Genomic DNA, 15,220 nt, shown 5'->3' with positions numbered 1-15,220 from the left:
CCTAGAGCACCCCTTTCGTTGAAGGCACTCCTTGCACGCGAGGATCAATGCTCGTTGCTTCATCTAGCGCTCGTCCAAGCGCCTTAAACACCGCTTCAATCATGTGATGCGTGTTTTTGCCGTAATGCACGATTACGTGAAGCGTGATACGTGATTCAAGAGCCAGCTTCCACAAAAACTCATGAACTAGCTCTGTCGAGAAGCTGCCTACTTGCGCTGATGGATATTCTGCACGGTATTCAAAGTGAGGACGGTTGCTGACATCAATAATAACCTGAGCGAGCGCCTCATCCATTGGTACAAATACGCTAGCATAACGCTTGATGCCGCGTTTGTCGCCTAGTGCTTCGCGAAGCGTCTGACCGATACAAATCCCGATATCCTCTACTGTATGGTGATCATCAATGTCGATATCCCCGCGTGCTTCTAACTCCAGATTAAACTGGCCATGCTTAGTAAACAAATCTAGCATATGGTTAAGGAACGGCACATCCGTATCAATCTTTGTCTCACCTGTTCCATCTACTGCAAATGTAAGTTTGATATCCGTTTCATTCGTCTTGCGTGCCACCGATGCTTCACGTACGCGATTTTCCGACACTTTCATTCCTTCTTCCTATATGATTATGTTTGTTTTCTTCTTCTCTGCAACATGCACTCTGCCACATGCGCCCTGCCACTCGGGGCACTTGCCCCTACCTACATTGCACTATCTGCAATGTAATCCTCTGTAGAGTATTAGGTACTCAGCACCGTTGTAGTTTTTGCAGCAGAAATCACCATTTCCGGATGATTAACTTTACTTTAGGTGGTTTCTATTGCAGTTTCTGCAACGCAGCTCTTAAATCGGGTTGTTATGTCAGGTTTCTATTGTAGTTTCTGCAACGTAAGTAAGTAAGTCTGCACTCTCGAGACTGGCTGCAGTAAGACAAGCACCATAAGTGTTTTTGTCGCAACAATATTCACTACTTTTGCGCACGTCCCATCATGGCCACTTCCATCACATGCGATCACATACCACTAAAGAGCATAAGAGTTATTACCTAGGTAATAACTCTCCAATACATGGTCGCTTACATAACAAATTTATCTATTCATGCTGAAAGCATTTACCCGCGTTCCTTCTCAAGCCGAATCTCGATTGCACGAGCGTGGCCTTCAAGTCCTTCGTGACGAGCCAGCGTCATGATTTTATCGCCATTGGCAAGCAATGCTTCTTTACTATAGTAGATCAAGCTCGATTTCTTCAAGAAATCGTCTACGTTTACTGGCGATGAGAACCGTGCTGTGCCATTCGTCGGGATGATGTGGTTTGGTCCAGCAAAATAATCCCCAACCGGCTCCGAGCTGTAAGGTCCGAGGAAAATAGCGCCAGCATTCTGAATGTAACCCAGCAAACGCATCGGGTCGACCGTCAGCACCTCTAAGTGTTCGGGTGCTATCTGATTAACGACGTCGATACCCGCTTCAAGCGAGTCGACGAGCAATACAGCGCCATAGTTGTCGATGGAGCTGCGTGCAATGTCTTGGCGCGGCAGTGTAGACAACTGACGCTCCACCTCCGCTGCGACAGCTTCCGCAAGCTGCTGCGATGGCGTTACAAGTATCGCAGATGACATTTCATCGTGCTCTGCCTGCGACAGCAGATCCGCAGCTACATACGCGGGATCAGCTGAATCGTCAGCAAGCACGACGATTTCACTTGGCCCGGCGATACTGTCGATATCGACGGCACCGAATACGGCGCGCTTCGCAAGCGCCACGTAAATATTGCCCGGTCCGCATATCTTATCGACCGGAGCAATGCTGGCCGTGCCGTACGCAAGCGCGGCAATGGCTTGTGCACCCCCGACCCGGTACATCTCCTTGACGCCCGATTCCGCGGCGGCAACGAGAATATACGGGTCGATGCCCTCCTTGCCGCCAGTTGCAGGAGGCGTCACCATAACAATCTCCGGCACGCCAGCTACCTGTGCCGGAATAACATTCATCAGCACGGACGACGGATAAGCCGCCTTGCCTCCGGGCACATATACGCCGACCCGCTTCAGCGGTCGCATAATTTGCCCGAGCAGCGTTCCGTCCTGCTGCAAATCCATCCACGAGGTGCGCATTTGCTTCTCGTGGAAAACCCGAATATTCACAGCCGCTTCGCGAATAGCCGTGAGAAAGTCGGCGTCAACATGCTCATACGCCGCCTGTATTTCCTCCTGCGTCACTCGCAGCGACGCAGCATCCAGCTTAACGCGGTCATGCTGCTCCGTATACCTCAGCAGCGCTGCATCCCCCTCAGCCTTTACGTCTGAGACGATCTTTAAGGCACTTTCATTTTGCTCAGGTGTCCCATACTCCACCTCACGCTTCAAACCAAATTGCTCCGCTCGCATAATACGCATATCATCCACTCCTTCCAATACTCGCCTTACCGATCTATCCGTTTTATTTAACGTTTTAATCGCCTTGCCCTAGTCTTTACCCTACCCCCGCTTAGCCAGCGCTTCCTGCAAGCGATCGCATAGACCTTGGATCGCTTCATTCTTCATCCGGTAGCTTACTCGATTGGCGATTAAGCGGCTCGTAATACCGAAGATCGACTCCATCTCCACAAGCCCATTCTCACGAAGGGTTTGGCCCGTTTCCACCATATCGACGATACGGTCTGCCAATCCGATCATTGGCGCAAGCTCGATTGAGCCATTGAGCTTAATGACCTCAACCTGCTGCCCTAGCTCACGGAAATACGCCGAAGCTACATTCGGGTATTTGGTGGCTACGCGCGGATTCATAGTCGGCTTCCAATCCGGCATACCGATAACAGACATCCGGCATTTTGCAATGCCAAGATCAAGCAGTTCATAAACGTCTTTGTTTTCCTCCATGAGCACGTCTTTGCCCACGATACCGATGTCCGCCACACCGTATTCCACATAAGTCGGCACGTCAACCGGCTTCGCCATAATGAACTCCATACCCACTTCAGGAAGTTCAATGATCAGCTTGCGTGTATCATCAAAGTCGTTTGGAATTGGAAGTCCCGCTTCACGAAACAGCTTAGAAGCTACCTTATAAATGCGGCCCTTCGGCATCGCCACTTTCAATATGTCTTTTGTCACTCCGCTCATGTGGCGCTGCCTCCTTTAATTCCATTTCCGTCAAACGTCAGCAAAGTCGTATAGGCTACGCCTTTATACGTAAACGAATGCTGCTCACTCGAATTCCTTATTGCATCAAGCACTAGGTTGTTCATGTCTACCCGCTCCGTTACAACACTGGCACCCTGCCCACGCAGTTCCTGTGCTTTAACAAGCGCTTCATTGCGTCCATCTGTATCATATATAACCAGCGTACGTTCCGTTTCACTCTCAGCTCCATCACCAAGCAGTTCCAGAATACGTGTCGTCTTGAGCGCAAATCCCGTTGCAGGAGCCGGTCTGCCGAACTGTGCCAGCAGGTTGTCGTAACGGCCGCCGCTTACAACCGGGAAGCCCAGATCAGCTGCATAACCCTCGAAAGTCATACCTGTATAATAAGAGAAGTCTCCGATCATCGTCAGATCGATGAGCACATGCTCACAAACCCCGTATGCCTTTAATACATCCCAAATTTCGCACAAATGTTGAATGGACGCCCGAGCTTTATCATCTACATTCAGCTGCAGCGCTTGATCACATATTTCTTGGCCACCGCGAAGACGCAAAACACCTTCTAGCTCTTGCTGTACGGAATCATCAACGGATAATTCACGCAGCTGCTCGCGGTAACCTACAAAATCACGGCCCAGCAAGCAGCTCTTCAACTGCTCCTGTGCTTCTCCACGGCCTGGTAGCGATTTCTCCAATAAACCGTTTAAGAATCCAACATGCCCAATGGCAATCTTGAAGCGTTCAACACCGGCTGCTTTAAGCGATGCGATTGCAAGCGCAACGACCTCTGCATCTGCTTCTGCTGATGAATCACCAACAAGCTCTACGCCCGTTTGGAAAAATTCCGCCTCGCGGCCCGCCTCTTCTTCTATCGCCCGAAACACATTTGAGTGGTACGACAAGCGCTGCGGGAAATCTGCCTGCTTCAATAAGGATGACACCACACGAGCGATTGGCGCCGTCATATCAGAGCGCAGTACCAACGTTGTACCACGATTGTTTAGCAACTTGAATAACTTCTGATCGGACGTAGAGCTAGCTACACCCACTGTATCGTAATATTCCATTGTTGGAGTTATAATTTGTTCATAGCCCCAGCCCTGCATACAGGCTAGAACCTGACGTTCAATATGACGCAGCTTAGCCACTGCGCTTGGCAAATAATCTTTAACGCCAATCGGCTTCTCAAATACTTTTGGTTTAGACATATTTATCACCTTCATCTACTTTAGTTGTTTAAAGCGATACCATGTTACCATGCTAACAAATTAAAGAGTTTAGTCGTAATATTAGCATGAAAACCTTGTTTTCGTCAAGCTGAAATCAGCCCGTTTTACGTCAAAAAGAAAGCCTCGACCCGTTGCGAAACGAACTCGCACGGACGAAGCTTTCCATAGCCCATTAATTTAAAATGTTGCGCACATTCTCATCAAATTCGCTTGGCACGACCATTTCGCTTCGCCTAATTTCCCGCATTGGATTACCGCCTACAAACGCATAAGCAGGCACATCCTTATGGACAACTGATCCAGCAGCTACAATGGCATGATCACCGATTGTCACACCTGGCAATATCGTCGTATTTGCTCCTATCATGACATGGGAGCCAATCACGACGTCACCGAGACGGTACTCCTTGATCAAATATTCATGAGTTAGAATGGTTGTATTATATCCGATAATTGTATTATTGCCTACCGTTATACGCTCGGGGAAAAAGACATCGACCATGACCATAAGTGCAAAAGCGGTATGTTCTCCGACCTTCATGCCAAGCAAACAGCGGTAAATCCAATTTTTCAACGGAAGAATCGGACAATAGCGCGCTAGCTGGATGCAAATGAAATTACGAACCGATTTAATTCGGCTTACCGTTGAATATACTTGCCATAGCGCGTTTGGCCCTTCCACCGGATATCGTTCAACTTTACGCAAACGTTTCCCGCTCCATTCCGACAAAGGAATAGAGATCGCGCATGTCGTGAATGACATGATGGGCTCCGGCATCCTTAAGTATTTGCTCGCCTTTTAGCGACCATGCGACACCAACCGCTATCGCACCCGCTGCAACCGCGGATTCAATATCAACCGTGCTGTCTCCAACCATAATCGTCGTTGCTGGATCTGCGCCGAGCAGTCCGATAGCTTTGCTCACTGGCTCCGGATGCGGCTTAGCATGAACAACATCATCAATCGTTACAATCGTATCTACGAAGTCAAACAGCCCGACGTACTTTAAGCCGCGTTCCGTTGTCAGGCGCATTTTCGTCGTGACAACTCCGATTTGAATACCTTGTTTATGCATTCGCTCTATTACTTCAATGACATAATCAAATGGTTTTACATAGTCATCATGCAAACGTAAATTCACTTCGCGATACGCTGCCACAAGATGTGTTACGTCTTCCAGACCCGAAAACAACTTCATTTGATCCGTAAGCGGTTGTCCCATGCTTGGAATAATATGTTCTCTTCCGAATCCTTCTGGCGCTACACCCTGTAAAGACTCTATGAACGAGCGAATAATAAGCTCATTGGTGTCGATAATCGTGCCGTCCAAATCGAACAGCATCGTTTTGATATTGCCCGTCATCGATAAACCTCCCTAAATTACGTTTAACGCTTGCCGACCTCATCATCTTTAGTGGAGCCCGTAGGTTGGTCCTTACCTTTTTTTACAGAATCCGATCCTACATTTCGCTCCGGCTTGCTTGTCGTAATGGGGTCAAGATAATACGCAGATGCAAGTCCTGTTTTACGCCGCACGACAATAAGTGCAATCGCGCCAACGATGAGGAGCAAAGCAAGTACCTGAGAAATCCTTATGTTGCCGTACGCAGGGTCCAAGTAACCTTGTTTAAACAATACCTCCATCGGAGTCCATAGACCATTGATGAAGGATGCCAGCCACGATGGTCCTCTAAACGCAAGACTGTCGGTACGAAGAGCTTCAATAAAGAAACGGCCGATTGAATACCAGATAAAGTAGCTGGCCATCAGCTCGCCTGCGCGCAAAAACTTTTGACGGCGAAGTATGAACAATATAGCGATACCGACCAAGCTCCATATGGATTCATACAAGAAAGCTGGGTGACGATACTCGCCTTGAACGAGCATCTGATCCACGATAAACGATGGTAAATGGAGTGTATTACGAAGGAAAGACTCGCTAACCACGCCGCCATACGCTTCTTGGTTCATGAAATTGCCCCAACGACCGATCATTTGACCAGCAAGCAGTCCAGGTACACAAATGTCCACCAATCGCCAGAAATTATAACCTTTATAGCGGAAATAGAAGAACCCGCAAATAAAAGCCCCGATAATCGCACCATATATCGCGATACCGCCATTCCATATTTTGAACACATCAATAAAGTTGCCTTTGTAATCTTCCCATTTGAACGCTACATAATAAATTCGCGCTCCAATAATGGCGGAAGGAACACCAAGCAGCAGCAAGTCCATGAATAAATCTGGCTTAATACCGAATCGTTTTCCTTCTTGCACCACGAGAAGTAGCCCAACTAATGCCGCCGTTCCCAAAATTATGCCATACCAATGCACTTCTATCGATCCTAATGTGAAGGCAATTGGATTTAGTATCAATGTCTTCATTTAGTTATATCCCCTTTAGGTTCAATCGTATTCATCCATATCGTCTGCGATCGTTTCCGTCAGCTTATTCGTAAACTGCAGAGCTGCGTTGTAACCCATGCGTTTCAAACGGAAATTCATTGCCGCCACCTCGATGATGACCGCTAAGTTACGACCTGGCCTTACCGGCACTGTAACGAGCGGAATGTCCGTATCGATAATGCGCGTTGTCTCCTCGTCAAGCCCAAGGCGATCATACTGCTTGTCCTGCTGCCAATTTTCCAGCTTAATGACAAGGCCGATACGCTTCTGCGTCCGAACTGCCCCCGCGCCGAACAATGTCATTACATTAATAATGCCTAGCCCTCTAATTTCAAGCAGGTGACGAATGAGCTCTGGCGCGCTTCCGTGCAGCTGAGCGTCCGAGGTTTGCATAATCTCTACCGCATCATCCGCAACAAGCCGATGTCCGCGTTTAACAAGCTCTAGCGCCGTTTCACTTTTACCTATGCCGCTTCCGCCGGTAATGAGCATACCAACGCCATACACGTCAACAAGCACGCCATGAATCGTAGCGGTTGGAGCTAGCTTTCTCTCCAGGAAGTCTGTAATTCTGCTGGACAAAATAGTCGTAGCCACATTGCTCCGCAGCAGCGGGATCTGTTTCTCATTGCATTGATCTACGAGCTCTTGAGGCGCTTCCAGCCCTCTTGTCAAAATAATGCATGGTGTGTCCTCGTTGCACAAACGAACCATACGATCCTTGCGTTCTTCACCGTCCAGCATGTTTAGGAACGAAATTTCTGTTCTTCCAAGCAGCTGTACGCGCTCGCTCGGATGGTAGTGGAAATAACCGGCCATCTCAAGTCCAGGCCGATACAAATCATCTACAGTAATTGCACGCTTCATTCCATCCTCGCCCGCAATAATTTCAAGCTGGAATTGTTTGACGAGCTCAGATACTTTTACTTTTTTCGGCATTGTAGGGCCTCCCTCATATGACAACTGCTTGTGTGTATATGTATGATATTTTCCAATGTCTTCATCGTAAAGGAAAAAGGCGCTGAACGCAACGTCTCCTCCGCTGCTCAGCGCCTTCGGCTTACTTAATCGGTATATTTATAGGTTTCAATACATAACCAGGGAACTGCTCGATATCGAATGTTAACGGCTGCTTATAGTCCGCCTTTGGAATTCGAAAAACATAGGTCACTTTGTCTTCATCGGAATTCCATTCAACCCCCCGATTATCTGAAATAGGATAAGATACGCCTGCCCCGTCCTTGAAGGTACCGCCATGCGCAAATAACGTATAACCAGGCTTCTTGTCGATTTCATTCAGTCTAAGCAAATCAAACTTCACTTCATACTCACCCTTAACCAGCTCTTTACTGGCTAACTGAAGCCTGTTACCAGGCGATGATAATGTATCAATTTTGTTCGTATCGACCGTGAGGCTCAAATGGTTATCCGACAAATACAATCCATCCGCTACTAAAGTCAATTTTTTAGGCTTAACGAAGTAACTACTCTTAAAATGAAGAGTTATTGCCGTATGGAACTCGCCAAAAGCCGAGTTTGACTCATATCGCCTGCCTTTCTCATCGACAAGCGCTATATTTATAAAACCATTTGCGTGTTTTTCATTATTCGCATCCGCTTCGATAGTCACCGATATTTGAAGCGGTGTAATGACGGCGTCTTTAACCGTAAAACGTTGTCCTCCTACCTCTACCTTTTGTTCAATCGAGATTTCTTCGCGCATCCCTGCGAATCTCTCATGCTCAATCGGAAAGTCTACCTTAAGCCACTGACCGCCAAGCAATAGACTAAATTGTAAGCTATCTGGCATTTTAGCATCATCGCCCAATTTAATATCCAAATAGTCATGTACGGGAACACTCGAGCCTTCGGCATCTTCACTTTGATAATGTGATGAACCAATGGAAGCGACCAAATCTTTGCCGTCACTCGTCTTTAATTTATAATCCAGAAAACCTGTATTCCCGTTTATCCCTGGTCCTTCTACTGTATACAAAATAGCCATGCGTTGATCATCGGCTATAATCCCATCTACCGTAAACGTATAGCCATTTTTCTCATCAGAGAGTTTAACTGGCTGAATGAAATCATTCTCCATAGCCGTCAACAATGACTTATCCCCCTGAATCAACTCCACAAACCCGCTGAACCCAGGTATATCCTTTACAATGGATGCAAATGCAGGAGATACGCGAACGAACGCAGTTAAGAGTAGGATTACACTTAACCCCGCCGCAATCATGCTCATACTCCATCTTTTCCTGCTTCTACGTATGGATCGCTTCCGCCCCTGATCGATTCCTCTTCGAATGGCTGCATCCAGCGCCAGCTCCGGCATCACTGCAAGCGCCTGACTCACTTGGTCAATGTCACTTCGCAGCACCTGATTGGCTTGCCCGAACTGCGTCTCCTTGGCCTCGCTCATTCCATATCTCCTCCTTCATATCTGCCATATCTGCTCTTAGCCCTTTTAATGCTTTGTTCAGCCACGTTCTGATGGTCCCATCAGGTTTCTCCAACAGCTCAGCGATTTCTGTAATCGTCATATCACGATAATATTTGAGCGTAATCACCATACGGTAATTAACCGGAAGCATCTGAATCTGCGCAGCCATATCAAGTCGCGCCGCCGCATCCTGATCAACCATTTTTCCCTTCATGTCATATTGCTCTTCTATATACTCGGTTGGACGCTCCCTCGTTTGTTTCTTCCTAGCATCCATGCATACACGGATCAAAATACGAATGGCCCATGTCGTAAAAAACTTTGGCTCTCTTAAAGTATGTCTCTTCGTCCATATGCGGCAGACGGTCTCTTGCATAACCTCCAATGCATCCGATTCATTTCGCATATAAGAGTAAGCAATCCCATACATTTGATGCTTATCCTGCTCAATACGCTGCAACAACGCCGTTTCATCACCCCGTATCGCTGCTTCAGCCCACTCATCCTTATTCATGCCGTTTTCCCCTCCTGCCCAGGCTGCTACTCATTTCCCATATTCCTTTTTATATTAGACAGCCGAAGCATGCAAACGGTTTTCATTTAAATACTATTTTAAAACAAAAAAAGAACGATCGGATAATCCGACCGTTCTTCTTCCATACTATTTATTAAGCTTCGAAAATGTTAAGTTCTGTAGTTTTGTCGAACAAATGTACTTTGTTCATATCAAGCGCAAGCTTAACGCTTGTGCCATCACGTAGTCCGGAGCGGCCATCAACACGAGCGATAACTGTGTCAGTGCCAATACCGTTCATGTACAAGTACATCTCGTGACCAAGGTTCTCAGCAACCTCAACATTCGCGTTCACGATTGTTTGTGGGGATGCTTCCAAGAATACTGGCTCTTCGTGAAGATCCTCTGGACGAATTCCAAGAATCACTTCTTTACCGATGTAACCTTTCGAGCGAAGCGATGCTGCTTTGCCTTCTGGAACAACTACGTCAACGCCGCTTGCTTTGAAGCGAAGCGCGCCGCCTTGCTCTGTAAGCGAACCACTGATAAAGTTCATCGAAGGAGCGCCGATAAAGCCAGCTACGAAGATGTTAACCGGGTGGTTATACAGTTCTTCAGGTGAAGCTGTTTGTTGAATGAAACCGTCTTTCATAACAACGATACGGTCACCCATTGTCATTGCCTCGATTTGGTCATGCGTTACATAGATAGTCGTTGTTTCAAGACGTTTTGTAAGTTTGCTGATTTCAGCGCGCATTTGTCCACGAAGTTTCGCGTCCAAGTTGGAAAGCGGCTCATCCATCAAGAATACTTGTGGCTCACGAACGATTGCGCGTCCTAGAGCGACACGTTGACGTTGACCACCGGAAAGTGCTTTTGGTTTACGGTCAAGCAAATGCTCGATATCTAGAATTTTAGCAGCTTCACGAACACGTTTGTCGATGTCTGCTTTTTTGAATTTACGAAGTTTAAGGCCGAAAGCCATGTTTTGGTAAACGTTCATGTGCGGGTACAACGCGTAGGATTGGAATACCATCGCGATGTCGCGGTCTTTAGGAGCAACATCGTTCACAAGGCGGTCGCCGATGAACAATTTGCCTTCAGAAATTTCTTCAAGGCCTGCAATCATACGAAGAGTTGTCGATTTACCACAACCAGATGGTCCGACCAATACGAGAAACTCTTTGTCTTTAATATCTAAGTTAACGTCAGTAACCGATGCTTTGTCAGTACCCGGGTATTTTTTGTAAATGCCTTCTAAACGTACGCCTGCCATGATAATTTTCCCCCTAGAAAGAAATTTCGTTATGCCTATATCTTATCCCACAAGGGAGCTTGTGACTATGCACATACTTTACAAAAAAACTAATTTCTTTTCGTAACTTTGTACAATAGTAATATAATTTTAACTAGTACGGCATCTCTAAACTGACGTACATCTAATCCAGTCTCTTGTTTAAGCTTGTCTAAACGATATAATAATGTATTTCGATGAATGTATAATTTCTTCGCAGTCTCACTAACATTACAATCAAGGGTAAAAAATGTTTCCAGCGTGCTCAGCATTTCCGATTCAACAAATAGATCTGCTCTCTTTAACGACTGCTCCAAATATCTAGCACGGTGAACCTCAGGAATCGCATTTAACAAACGTTCCAGCTGAAGCATCCACGGCAAATAAATATTCGTCCCTACATGGAATTTCCGACCGAGATTAATCGTCTCACGCAGCAGCATGGTCGTCTCTATCATACCTTTCGCCGGTGATGAGGGATGAGCGACCGCTATATGACATTCACCAATCCATTCACTAGCAAGCATCTCATGTAATCCAAGCCCAATCGAGGCAAGACTATCCTCAATCGTTTCTTCCTCCTGTTCATCGAAGGCATCTGAATCCTCATCCCTAAGCAAGGACATAGAGCCCCATATGAGCCATTCCTGACTCTTTAGCGGGATTAGCAAGACTTCATCGGACATAAACGAGCGCAGCAGTTTTTCTAACTCTGAATAAGTTGCATGCTTTGTGCCAGGTTGCTCTGTAACCAGTAAGAAAGGTATCATTTCATTAAATAAACGACTGCCGACAGTTAAGTGATCCGGCAAAGAATATGCGGGCTCATCAGACTCCAATTGCTTCTGGATCCAATCTCCAAGCTTTAGCGCTTGCCTCTCTGATTCAGAGAGCGCCGCATTTTTTTTCTCCATTAGATGGCCTCGGTTAAGCTGCAGTGTCCAGCTAATCAATTCCTTCTCTGTTGACTGAAGAGGACACTCGATTTCTAATAAATCCACTTCATATTCCGTAGACGAAATAATAATCCACGTTTTTCCTTCTTTTTCTACGCGTTGGCCTTCTATAGGAGAAGATCCCATATGATCGCCTAACCACACCTCATCAGCATTGCTAATTAAATCGTTCCACTCCGCTATAGATTTCGAAACAGCATGTACCGGACAGTTCAAAATGTGCTTCAGCGGCTTCAACCAGTCTGTCGTGCTCATTTCTCTATCTCCAATCTCCACAAGCATTTGCGGCTGCGTGCTTCCTCATATGGGAGGGGCACCTATTGCGATTAGCAGCTCCATATAAGCGGATTAATGAGTAAAAAAGTTTATTCTCACTTTTTTGTGGAATAACGCTTTTTCCCGTCATTGTACCATAAGAGCTTGCTTAATTCAGCCTATTACTAGTAAAAGAATGATTGACAAGAGCGCGAATAACGCTGCAATCAAGTATAGAAACGACACGGTTTGAACCTGACTCAGCCCCCATTTCATCAAAAGATGATGGGTATGGAGCTTGTCCGCATGATGCAATCCTTTACCGCTTATAAGCCTGCGCAGCATGACATAAGCCGTATCAAATATAGGCAATCCAAGCGCCAGTAGAGGAACAAGCAATGTGATAAACGTCGCTTTCTTAAACGCGCCATCAACGGCAATTACCGCAAGAGTAAAGCCTAAAAAAGTCGCTCCGGCGTCCCCCATGAAAATTCTAGCTGGATAGAAATTATGAACTAAAAATCCGAAGCATGCTCCAGCTACGATAATGGCAAGAATGGCTGAGCTAGGCTGCCCTTTTATGATCGCCACCGTAAGAAGGGTAAGTGCCGACAGCGTACATACGCCTGAAGCCAGCCCATCAACACCATCAATAAAGTTGATCATATTAATAAGCGCGAAGACCCATAGCATAGTAGTGAGCCATGACAGCCAATCGGGAAACGAAATAAATAGATGTGTAAACGGATTAGTTATACCCGCGATTTTGATATGAAATAAGCTTGGTATTGATGCAGCGCCCATATAGAGGATTACGCGCGGCCAAACCGGAAAGTCTTTTCCTTTTGCCTTTGATCCATCATCGAGAAGACCAATAATAACAAGCACTGTTCCTCCGGTGACTATAGTCCAAGTAAGCGAAGTAAAGCCAATAAAAATAAACATCGTAATCACACAACCAACAAAAATAGCCGCACCACCCATTAGAGGAATCGGCTTATTATGGATTTTTCTCTGATTAGGACGATCGACAAAACCAAGTCGCAGCGCAAAGACACGAAGCGGTGGCACGCTTGCAAATACGATAGCAAAGCTAATTAAGACCGCTAATCCGTATACCATTGCAACTACCCCTTTTTCTATTTCATTCCTGTATGTATACATTGTTCCCTTATATCGATAAAATACAAGAAACAAATCAAACCTGTTTGACCAAATAACAGCTGCCATGGTACTATCTATTCAAAGTTTACTTATCGGATTAATGTAATACCGTTTCTCACTATTTATTTCAAAAAGAGGAGTGCACACATGTCCAAGATCGTAATTATTTCCGGTAGTCCGAATGCTTCATCTCGTTTAAATGGCATTACACAATACGTAGAGCAACAATTGAATGAGAAAAGCCTTTCAGCTCAGACCATTACTGTGGTTTCCTTGCCAGCCGAGGACCTTATTCACGCTCGTTTTGGCAGCCCTGCTATTATAGAAGCCAACAAGCTTGTGGAGGACGCTGATGCTGTCATTATTGCAAGTCCTGTTTACAAAGCATCTTATACAGGCGTGCTAAAAACTTTTCTAGATCTACTGCCACAGAAGGGTCTTGATGGAAAAATAATTGCTCCACTATTTATCGGCGGCACTATAGCGCATCTGCTCTCTATTGACTATTCCCTCAAGCCGGTACTTGCATCCATGGGCGCAAAATTATATGTTAGCGGGGTATACGCAGTTGATTCCCAAATTGAACGTACACAAGAGCCAAATGAGGCTCCTGTATTTGAATTAAATGAGGAATTAAAGCTTCGTCTTAACGAAACGATAAACGAGCTTGCTTATGAATTGAATCTGCGGAGAAAAAATTAAGATTTGTTCGTTAGCCCTACATTCAAGCAAAGAAATACTTACTGTTACAACTAATCGAAAAAAGAGTCTGTCCATCCATTACTGATGAGCAGACTCTTTTTTATTGTCCTAAACCATAATAAAACAAAAAAACCGTAGATCCTAGGATCTACGGTTGTATAGGTGTGTTTAGAAAAAAATGGTGAGCCATGTAGGATTCGAACCTACGACACCCTGATTAAAAGTCAGGTGCTCTACCAACTGAGCTAATGGCTCTTGCTGTAAAAGAATGGTGGAGGATGATGGATTCGAACCACCGAACTCAGAGAGAGCAGATTTACAGTCTGCCGTGTTTAGCCACTTCACTAATCCTCCATACTATTACTTATTTCTCGTCGTCATAACGAAAAATAAAGTGGTGGCTCGGGACGGAATCGAACCGCCGACACGAGGATTTTCAGTCCTCTGCTCTACCGACTGAGCTACCGAGCCTTACTTTAAAGAAAAATGGCGGAGCTGACGGGATTCGAACCCGCGGTCTCCTGCGTGACAGGCAGGCATGTTGGGCCACTACACCACAGCTCCAAGTGGATCCGGTATAAAACCGAATAAGTACATATGGTGGAGGATGACGGGATCGAACCGCCGACCCTCTGCTTGTAAGGCAGATGCTCTCCCAGCTGAGCTAATCCTCCAAATGTTACGATAAAAAGGTAATGGTAGCGGCGAAGGGGATCGAACCCCCGACCTCACGGGTATGAACCGTACGCTCTAGCCAGCTGAGCTACACCGCCACGCTTGTCCCCCGAATAGTTGTCGATTGCAGCGTTCGGGGACGCTTGCAAAGTCAGAACATTACGCCCTGAAAACTGGATACGAAAGATTAGGCTTGCTGAAGCCTTAATACTGCTGTCTACCGGATGTATGGGTCACGGCAAACGTGTTTAGGATAAGCCCTCGACCGATTAGTATTCGTCAGCTACACACATTGCTGTGCTTCCACCCCGAACCTATCAACCTCGTCGTCTTCAAKGGGTCTTACATACTGGGAAATCTCATCTTGAGGGGGGCTTCACGCTTAGATGCTTTCAGCGCTTATCCCGTCCGTACTTGGCTACCCAGCGGTGC

Annotated in this window: 14 protein-coding genes and 6 tRNA genes; 1 reads left to right on the top strand and 19 read right to left on the bottom strand. The window is 46.2% G+C overall.

Annotated features, from left to right (window positions below; genetic code table 11):
* Position 1: 1 nt before the first annotated feature.
* The 13 genes from hisB to AC787_RS17295 all read right to left on the bottom strand — a co-directional run bounded on the left by hisB (position 2) and on the right by AC787_RS17295 (position 13,369).
* On the bottom strand, positions 2–607 hold the full coding sequence (gene hisB, locus AC787_RS17355) for an imidazoleglycerol-phosphate dehydratase HisB (RefSeq protein ID WP_054025926.1): 606 nt from the start codon (positions 605–607) through the stop codon (positions 2–4).
* Between the two features lie 502 nt (positions 608–1,109).
* Positions 1,110–2,396, bottom strand: coding sequence for a histidinol dehydrogenase (gene hisD / locus AC787_RS17350; protein WP_054025925.1), 1,287 nt, complete (start codon positions 2,394–2,396; stop codon positions 1,110–1,112).
* Between the two features lie 81 nt (positions 2,397–2,477).
* Positions 2,478–3,122: an ATP phosphoribosyltransferase gene (gene hisG, locus AC787_RS17345; RefSeq protein WP_054025924.1), complete on the bottom strand. Its 645-nt coding sequence runs from the start codon at positions 3,120–3,122 to the stop codon at positions 2,478–2,480.
* Positions 3,119–4,351: an ATP phosphoribosyltransferase regulatory subunit gene (locus tag AC787_RS17340; protein WP_054025923.1), complete on the bottom strand. Its 1,233-nt coding sequence runs from the start codon at positions 4,349–4,351 to the stop codon at positions 3,119–3,121. Before AC787_RS17340 ends, hisG begins: the two co-directional genes overlap by 4 nt.
* Positions 4,352–4,544: 193 nt before the next feature.
* A complete protein-coding gene (locus AC787_RS17335; protein WP_162839315.1) occupies positions 4,545–5,078 on the bottom strand; it encodes an acyltransferase in 534 nt (177 codons plus the stop codon).
* Positions 5,071–5,736 (bottom strand): pyrophosphatase PpaX, encoded by a 666-nt coding sequence (ppaX, locus tag AC787_RS17330; protein ID WP_054025921.1) that lies wholly within the window; start codon positions 5,734–5,736, stop codon positions 5,071–5,073. The genes AC787_RS17335 and ppaX overlap by 8 nt, the downstream gene beginning before the upstream one ends.
* 23 nt (positions 5,737–5,759) lie before the next feature.
* Positions 5,760–6,761 (bottom strand): prolipoprotein diacylglyceryl transferase, encoded by a 1,002-nt coding sequence (lgt, locus tag AC787_RS17325; protein WP_054025920.1) that lies wholly within the window; start codon positions 6,759–6,761, stop codon positions 5,760–5,762.
* Between the two features lie 21 nt (positions 6,762–6,782).
* Positions 6,783–7,721, bottom strand: coding sequence for an HPr(Ser) kinase/phosphatase (hprK, locus tag AC787_RS17320; RefSeq protein ID WP_054025919.1), 939 nt, complete (start codon positions 7,719–7,721; stop codon positions 6,783–6,785).
* 121 nt (positions 7,722–7,842) lie between these two features.
* The gene (locus AC787_RS17315; RefSeq protein WP_054025918.1) at positions 7,843–9,207 is read right to left on the bottom strand and encodes a DUF4179 domain-containing protein; all 1,365 of its coding nucleotides are present in this window, start codon (positions 9,205–9,207) and stop codon (positions 7,843–7,845) included.
* Complete coding sequence (locus AC787_RS17310; RefSeq protein ID WP_054025917.1) at positions 9,152–9,742, bottom strand: sigma-70 family RNA polymerase sigma factor; 591 nt, start codon at positions 9,740–9,742, stop codon at positions 9,152–9,154. Before AC787_RS17310 ends, AC787_RS17315 begins: the two co-directional genes overlap by 56 nt.
* Positions 9,743–9,896: 154 nt before the next feature.
* The gene (locus tag AC787_RS17305) at positions 9,897–11,018 is read right to left on the bottom strand and encodes an ABC transporter ATP-binding protein (RefSeq protein ID WP_054025916.1); all 1,122 of its coding nucleotides are present in this window, start codon (positions 11,016–11,018) and stop codon (positions 9,897–9,899) included.
* Between the two features lie 89 nt (positions 11,019–11,107).
* Complete coding sequence (locus AC787_RS17300; RefSeq protein ID WP_054025915.1) at positions 11,108–12,247, bottom strand: PucR family transcriptional regulator; 1,140 nt, start codon at positions 12,245–12,247, stop codon at positions 11,108–11,110.
* Between the two features lie 174 nt (positions 12,248–12,421).
* Positions 12,422–13,369, bottom strand: coding sequence for a glycosyltransferase family 4 protein (locus AC787_RS17295; protein WP_054025914.1), 948 nt, complete (start codon positions 13,367–13,369; stop codon positions 12,422–12,424).
* 189 nt (positions 13,370–13,558) lie between these two features.
* Between AC787_RS17295 and ssuE the strand changes: the two genes are divergently transcribed.
* Positions 13,559–14,113 carry an NADPH-dependent FMN reductase gene (ssuE, locus tag AC787_RS17290; RefSeq protein WP_054025913.1) on the top strand — a complete coding sequence of 185 codons (555 nt, stop codon included), beginning with the start codon at positions 13,559–13,561 and terminating at the stop codon, positions 14,111–14,113.
* Positions 14,114–14,292: 179 nt separating this feature from the next.
* On the opposite strand, the gene AC787_RS17285 is transcribed toward ssuE, so the two are convergent.
* The 6 genes from AC787_RS17285 to AC787_RS17260 all read right to left on the bottom strand — a co-directional run bounded on the left by AC787_RS17285 (position 14,293) and on the right by AC787_RS17260 (position 14,886).
* Positions 14,293–14,368 (bottom strand) — tRNA-Lys (locus AC787_RS17285).
* 14 nt (positions 14,369–14,382) lie between these two features.
* Positions 14,383–14,467 (bottom strand) — tRNA-Tyr (locus AC787_RS17280).
* A 41-nt stretch (positions 14,468–14,508) separates the two neighbouring features.
* A tRNA-Phe gene (locus AC787_RS17275) sits at positions 14,509–14,584 on the bottom strand.
* 16 nt (positions 14,585–14,600) lie between these two features.
* Positions 14,601–14,677 (bottom strand) — tRNA-Asp (locus AC787_RS17270).
* A 34-nt stretch (positions 14,678–14,711) separates the two neighbouring features.
* Positions 14,712–14,787: transfer RNA gene (locus tag AC787_RS17265), tRNA-Val, on the bottom strand.
* 22 nt (positions 14,788–14,809) lie between these two features.
* A tRNA-Met gene (locus AC787_RS17260) sits at positions 14,810–14,886 on the bottom strand.
* Positions 14,887–15,220 lie beyond the last annotated feature (334 nt).

The organism is Bacillus sp. FJAT-28004 (assembly GCF_001280845.1).
Taxonomy (GTDB): Bacteria; Bacillota; Bacilli; order Paenibacillales; family Paenibacillaceae; genus Pristimantibacillus.
The sequence above is the reverse complement of the archived record's forward strand: the minus strand, read 5'-3'. Positions and strand labels throughout refer to the sequence as shown.

What these genes read in the sequence shown, in the direction of transcription:
- hisB (WP_054025926.1), bottom strand. Translation starts at nt 607, where the DNA reads ATGAAAGTGTCGGAAAATCGCGTACGTGAAGCATCGGTGGCACGCAAG.
- hisD (WP_054025925.1), bottom strand. Translation starts at nt 2,396, where the DNA reads ATGCGTATTATGCGAGCGGAGCAATTTGGTTTGAAGCGTGAGGTGGAG.
- hisG (WP_054025924.1), bottom strand. Translation starts at nt 3,122, where the DNA reads ATGAGCGGAGTGACAAAAGACATATTGAAAGTGGCGATGCCGAAGGGC.
- AC787_RS17340 (WP_054025923.1), bottom strand. Translation starts at nt 4,351, where the DNA reads ATGTCTAAACCAAAAGTATTTGAGAAGCCGATTGGCGTTAAAGATTAT.
- ppaX (WP_054025921.1), bottom strand. Translation starts at nt 5,736, where the DNA reads ATGACGGGCAATATCAAAACGATGCTGTTCGATTTGGACGGCACGATT.
- lgt (WP_054025920.1), bottom strand. Translation starts at nt 6,761, where the DNA reads ATGAAGACATTGATACTAAATCCAATTGCCTTCACATTAGGATCGATA.
- hprK (WP_054025919.1), bottom strand. Translation starts at nt 7,721, where the DNA reads ATGCCGAAAAAAGTAAAAGTATCTGAGCTCGTCAAACAATTCCAGCTT.
- AC787_RS17315 (WP_054025918.1), bottom strand. Translation starts at nt 9,207, where the DNA reads ATGAGCGAGGCCAAGGAGACGCAGTTCGGGCAAGCCAATCAGGTGCTG.
- AC787_RS17310 (WP_054025917.1), bottom strand. Translation starts at nt 9,742, where the DNA reads ATGAATAAGGATGAGTGGGCTGAAGCAGCGATACGGGGTGATGAAACG.
- AC787_RS17305 (WP_054025916.1), bottom strand. Translation starts at nt 11,018, where the DNA reads ATGGCAGGCGTACGTTTAGAAGGCATTTACAAAAAATACCCGGGTACT.
- AC787_RS17300 (WP_054025915.1), bottom strand. Translation starts at nt 12,247, where the DNA reads ATGAGCACGACAGACTGGTTGAAGCCGCTGAAGCACATTTTGAACTGT.
- AC787_RS17295 (WP_054025914.1), bottom strand. Translation starts at nt 13,369, where the DNA reads ATGGTATACGGATTAGCGGTCTTAATTAGCTTTGCTATCGTATTTGCA.
- ssuE (WP_054025913.1), top strand. Translation starts at nt 13,559, where the DNA reads ATGTCCAAGATCGTAATTATTTCCGGTAGTCCGAATGCTTCATCTCGT.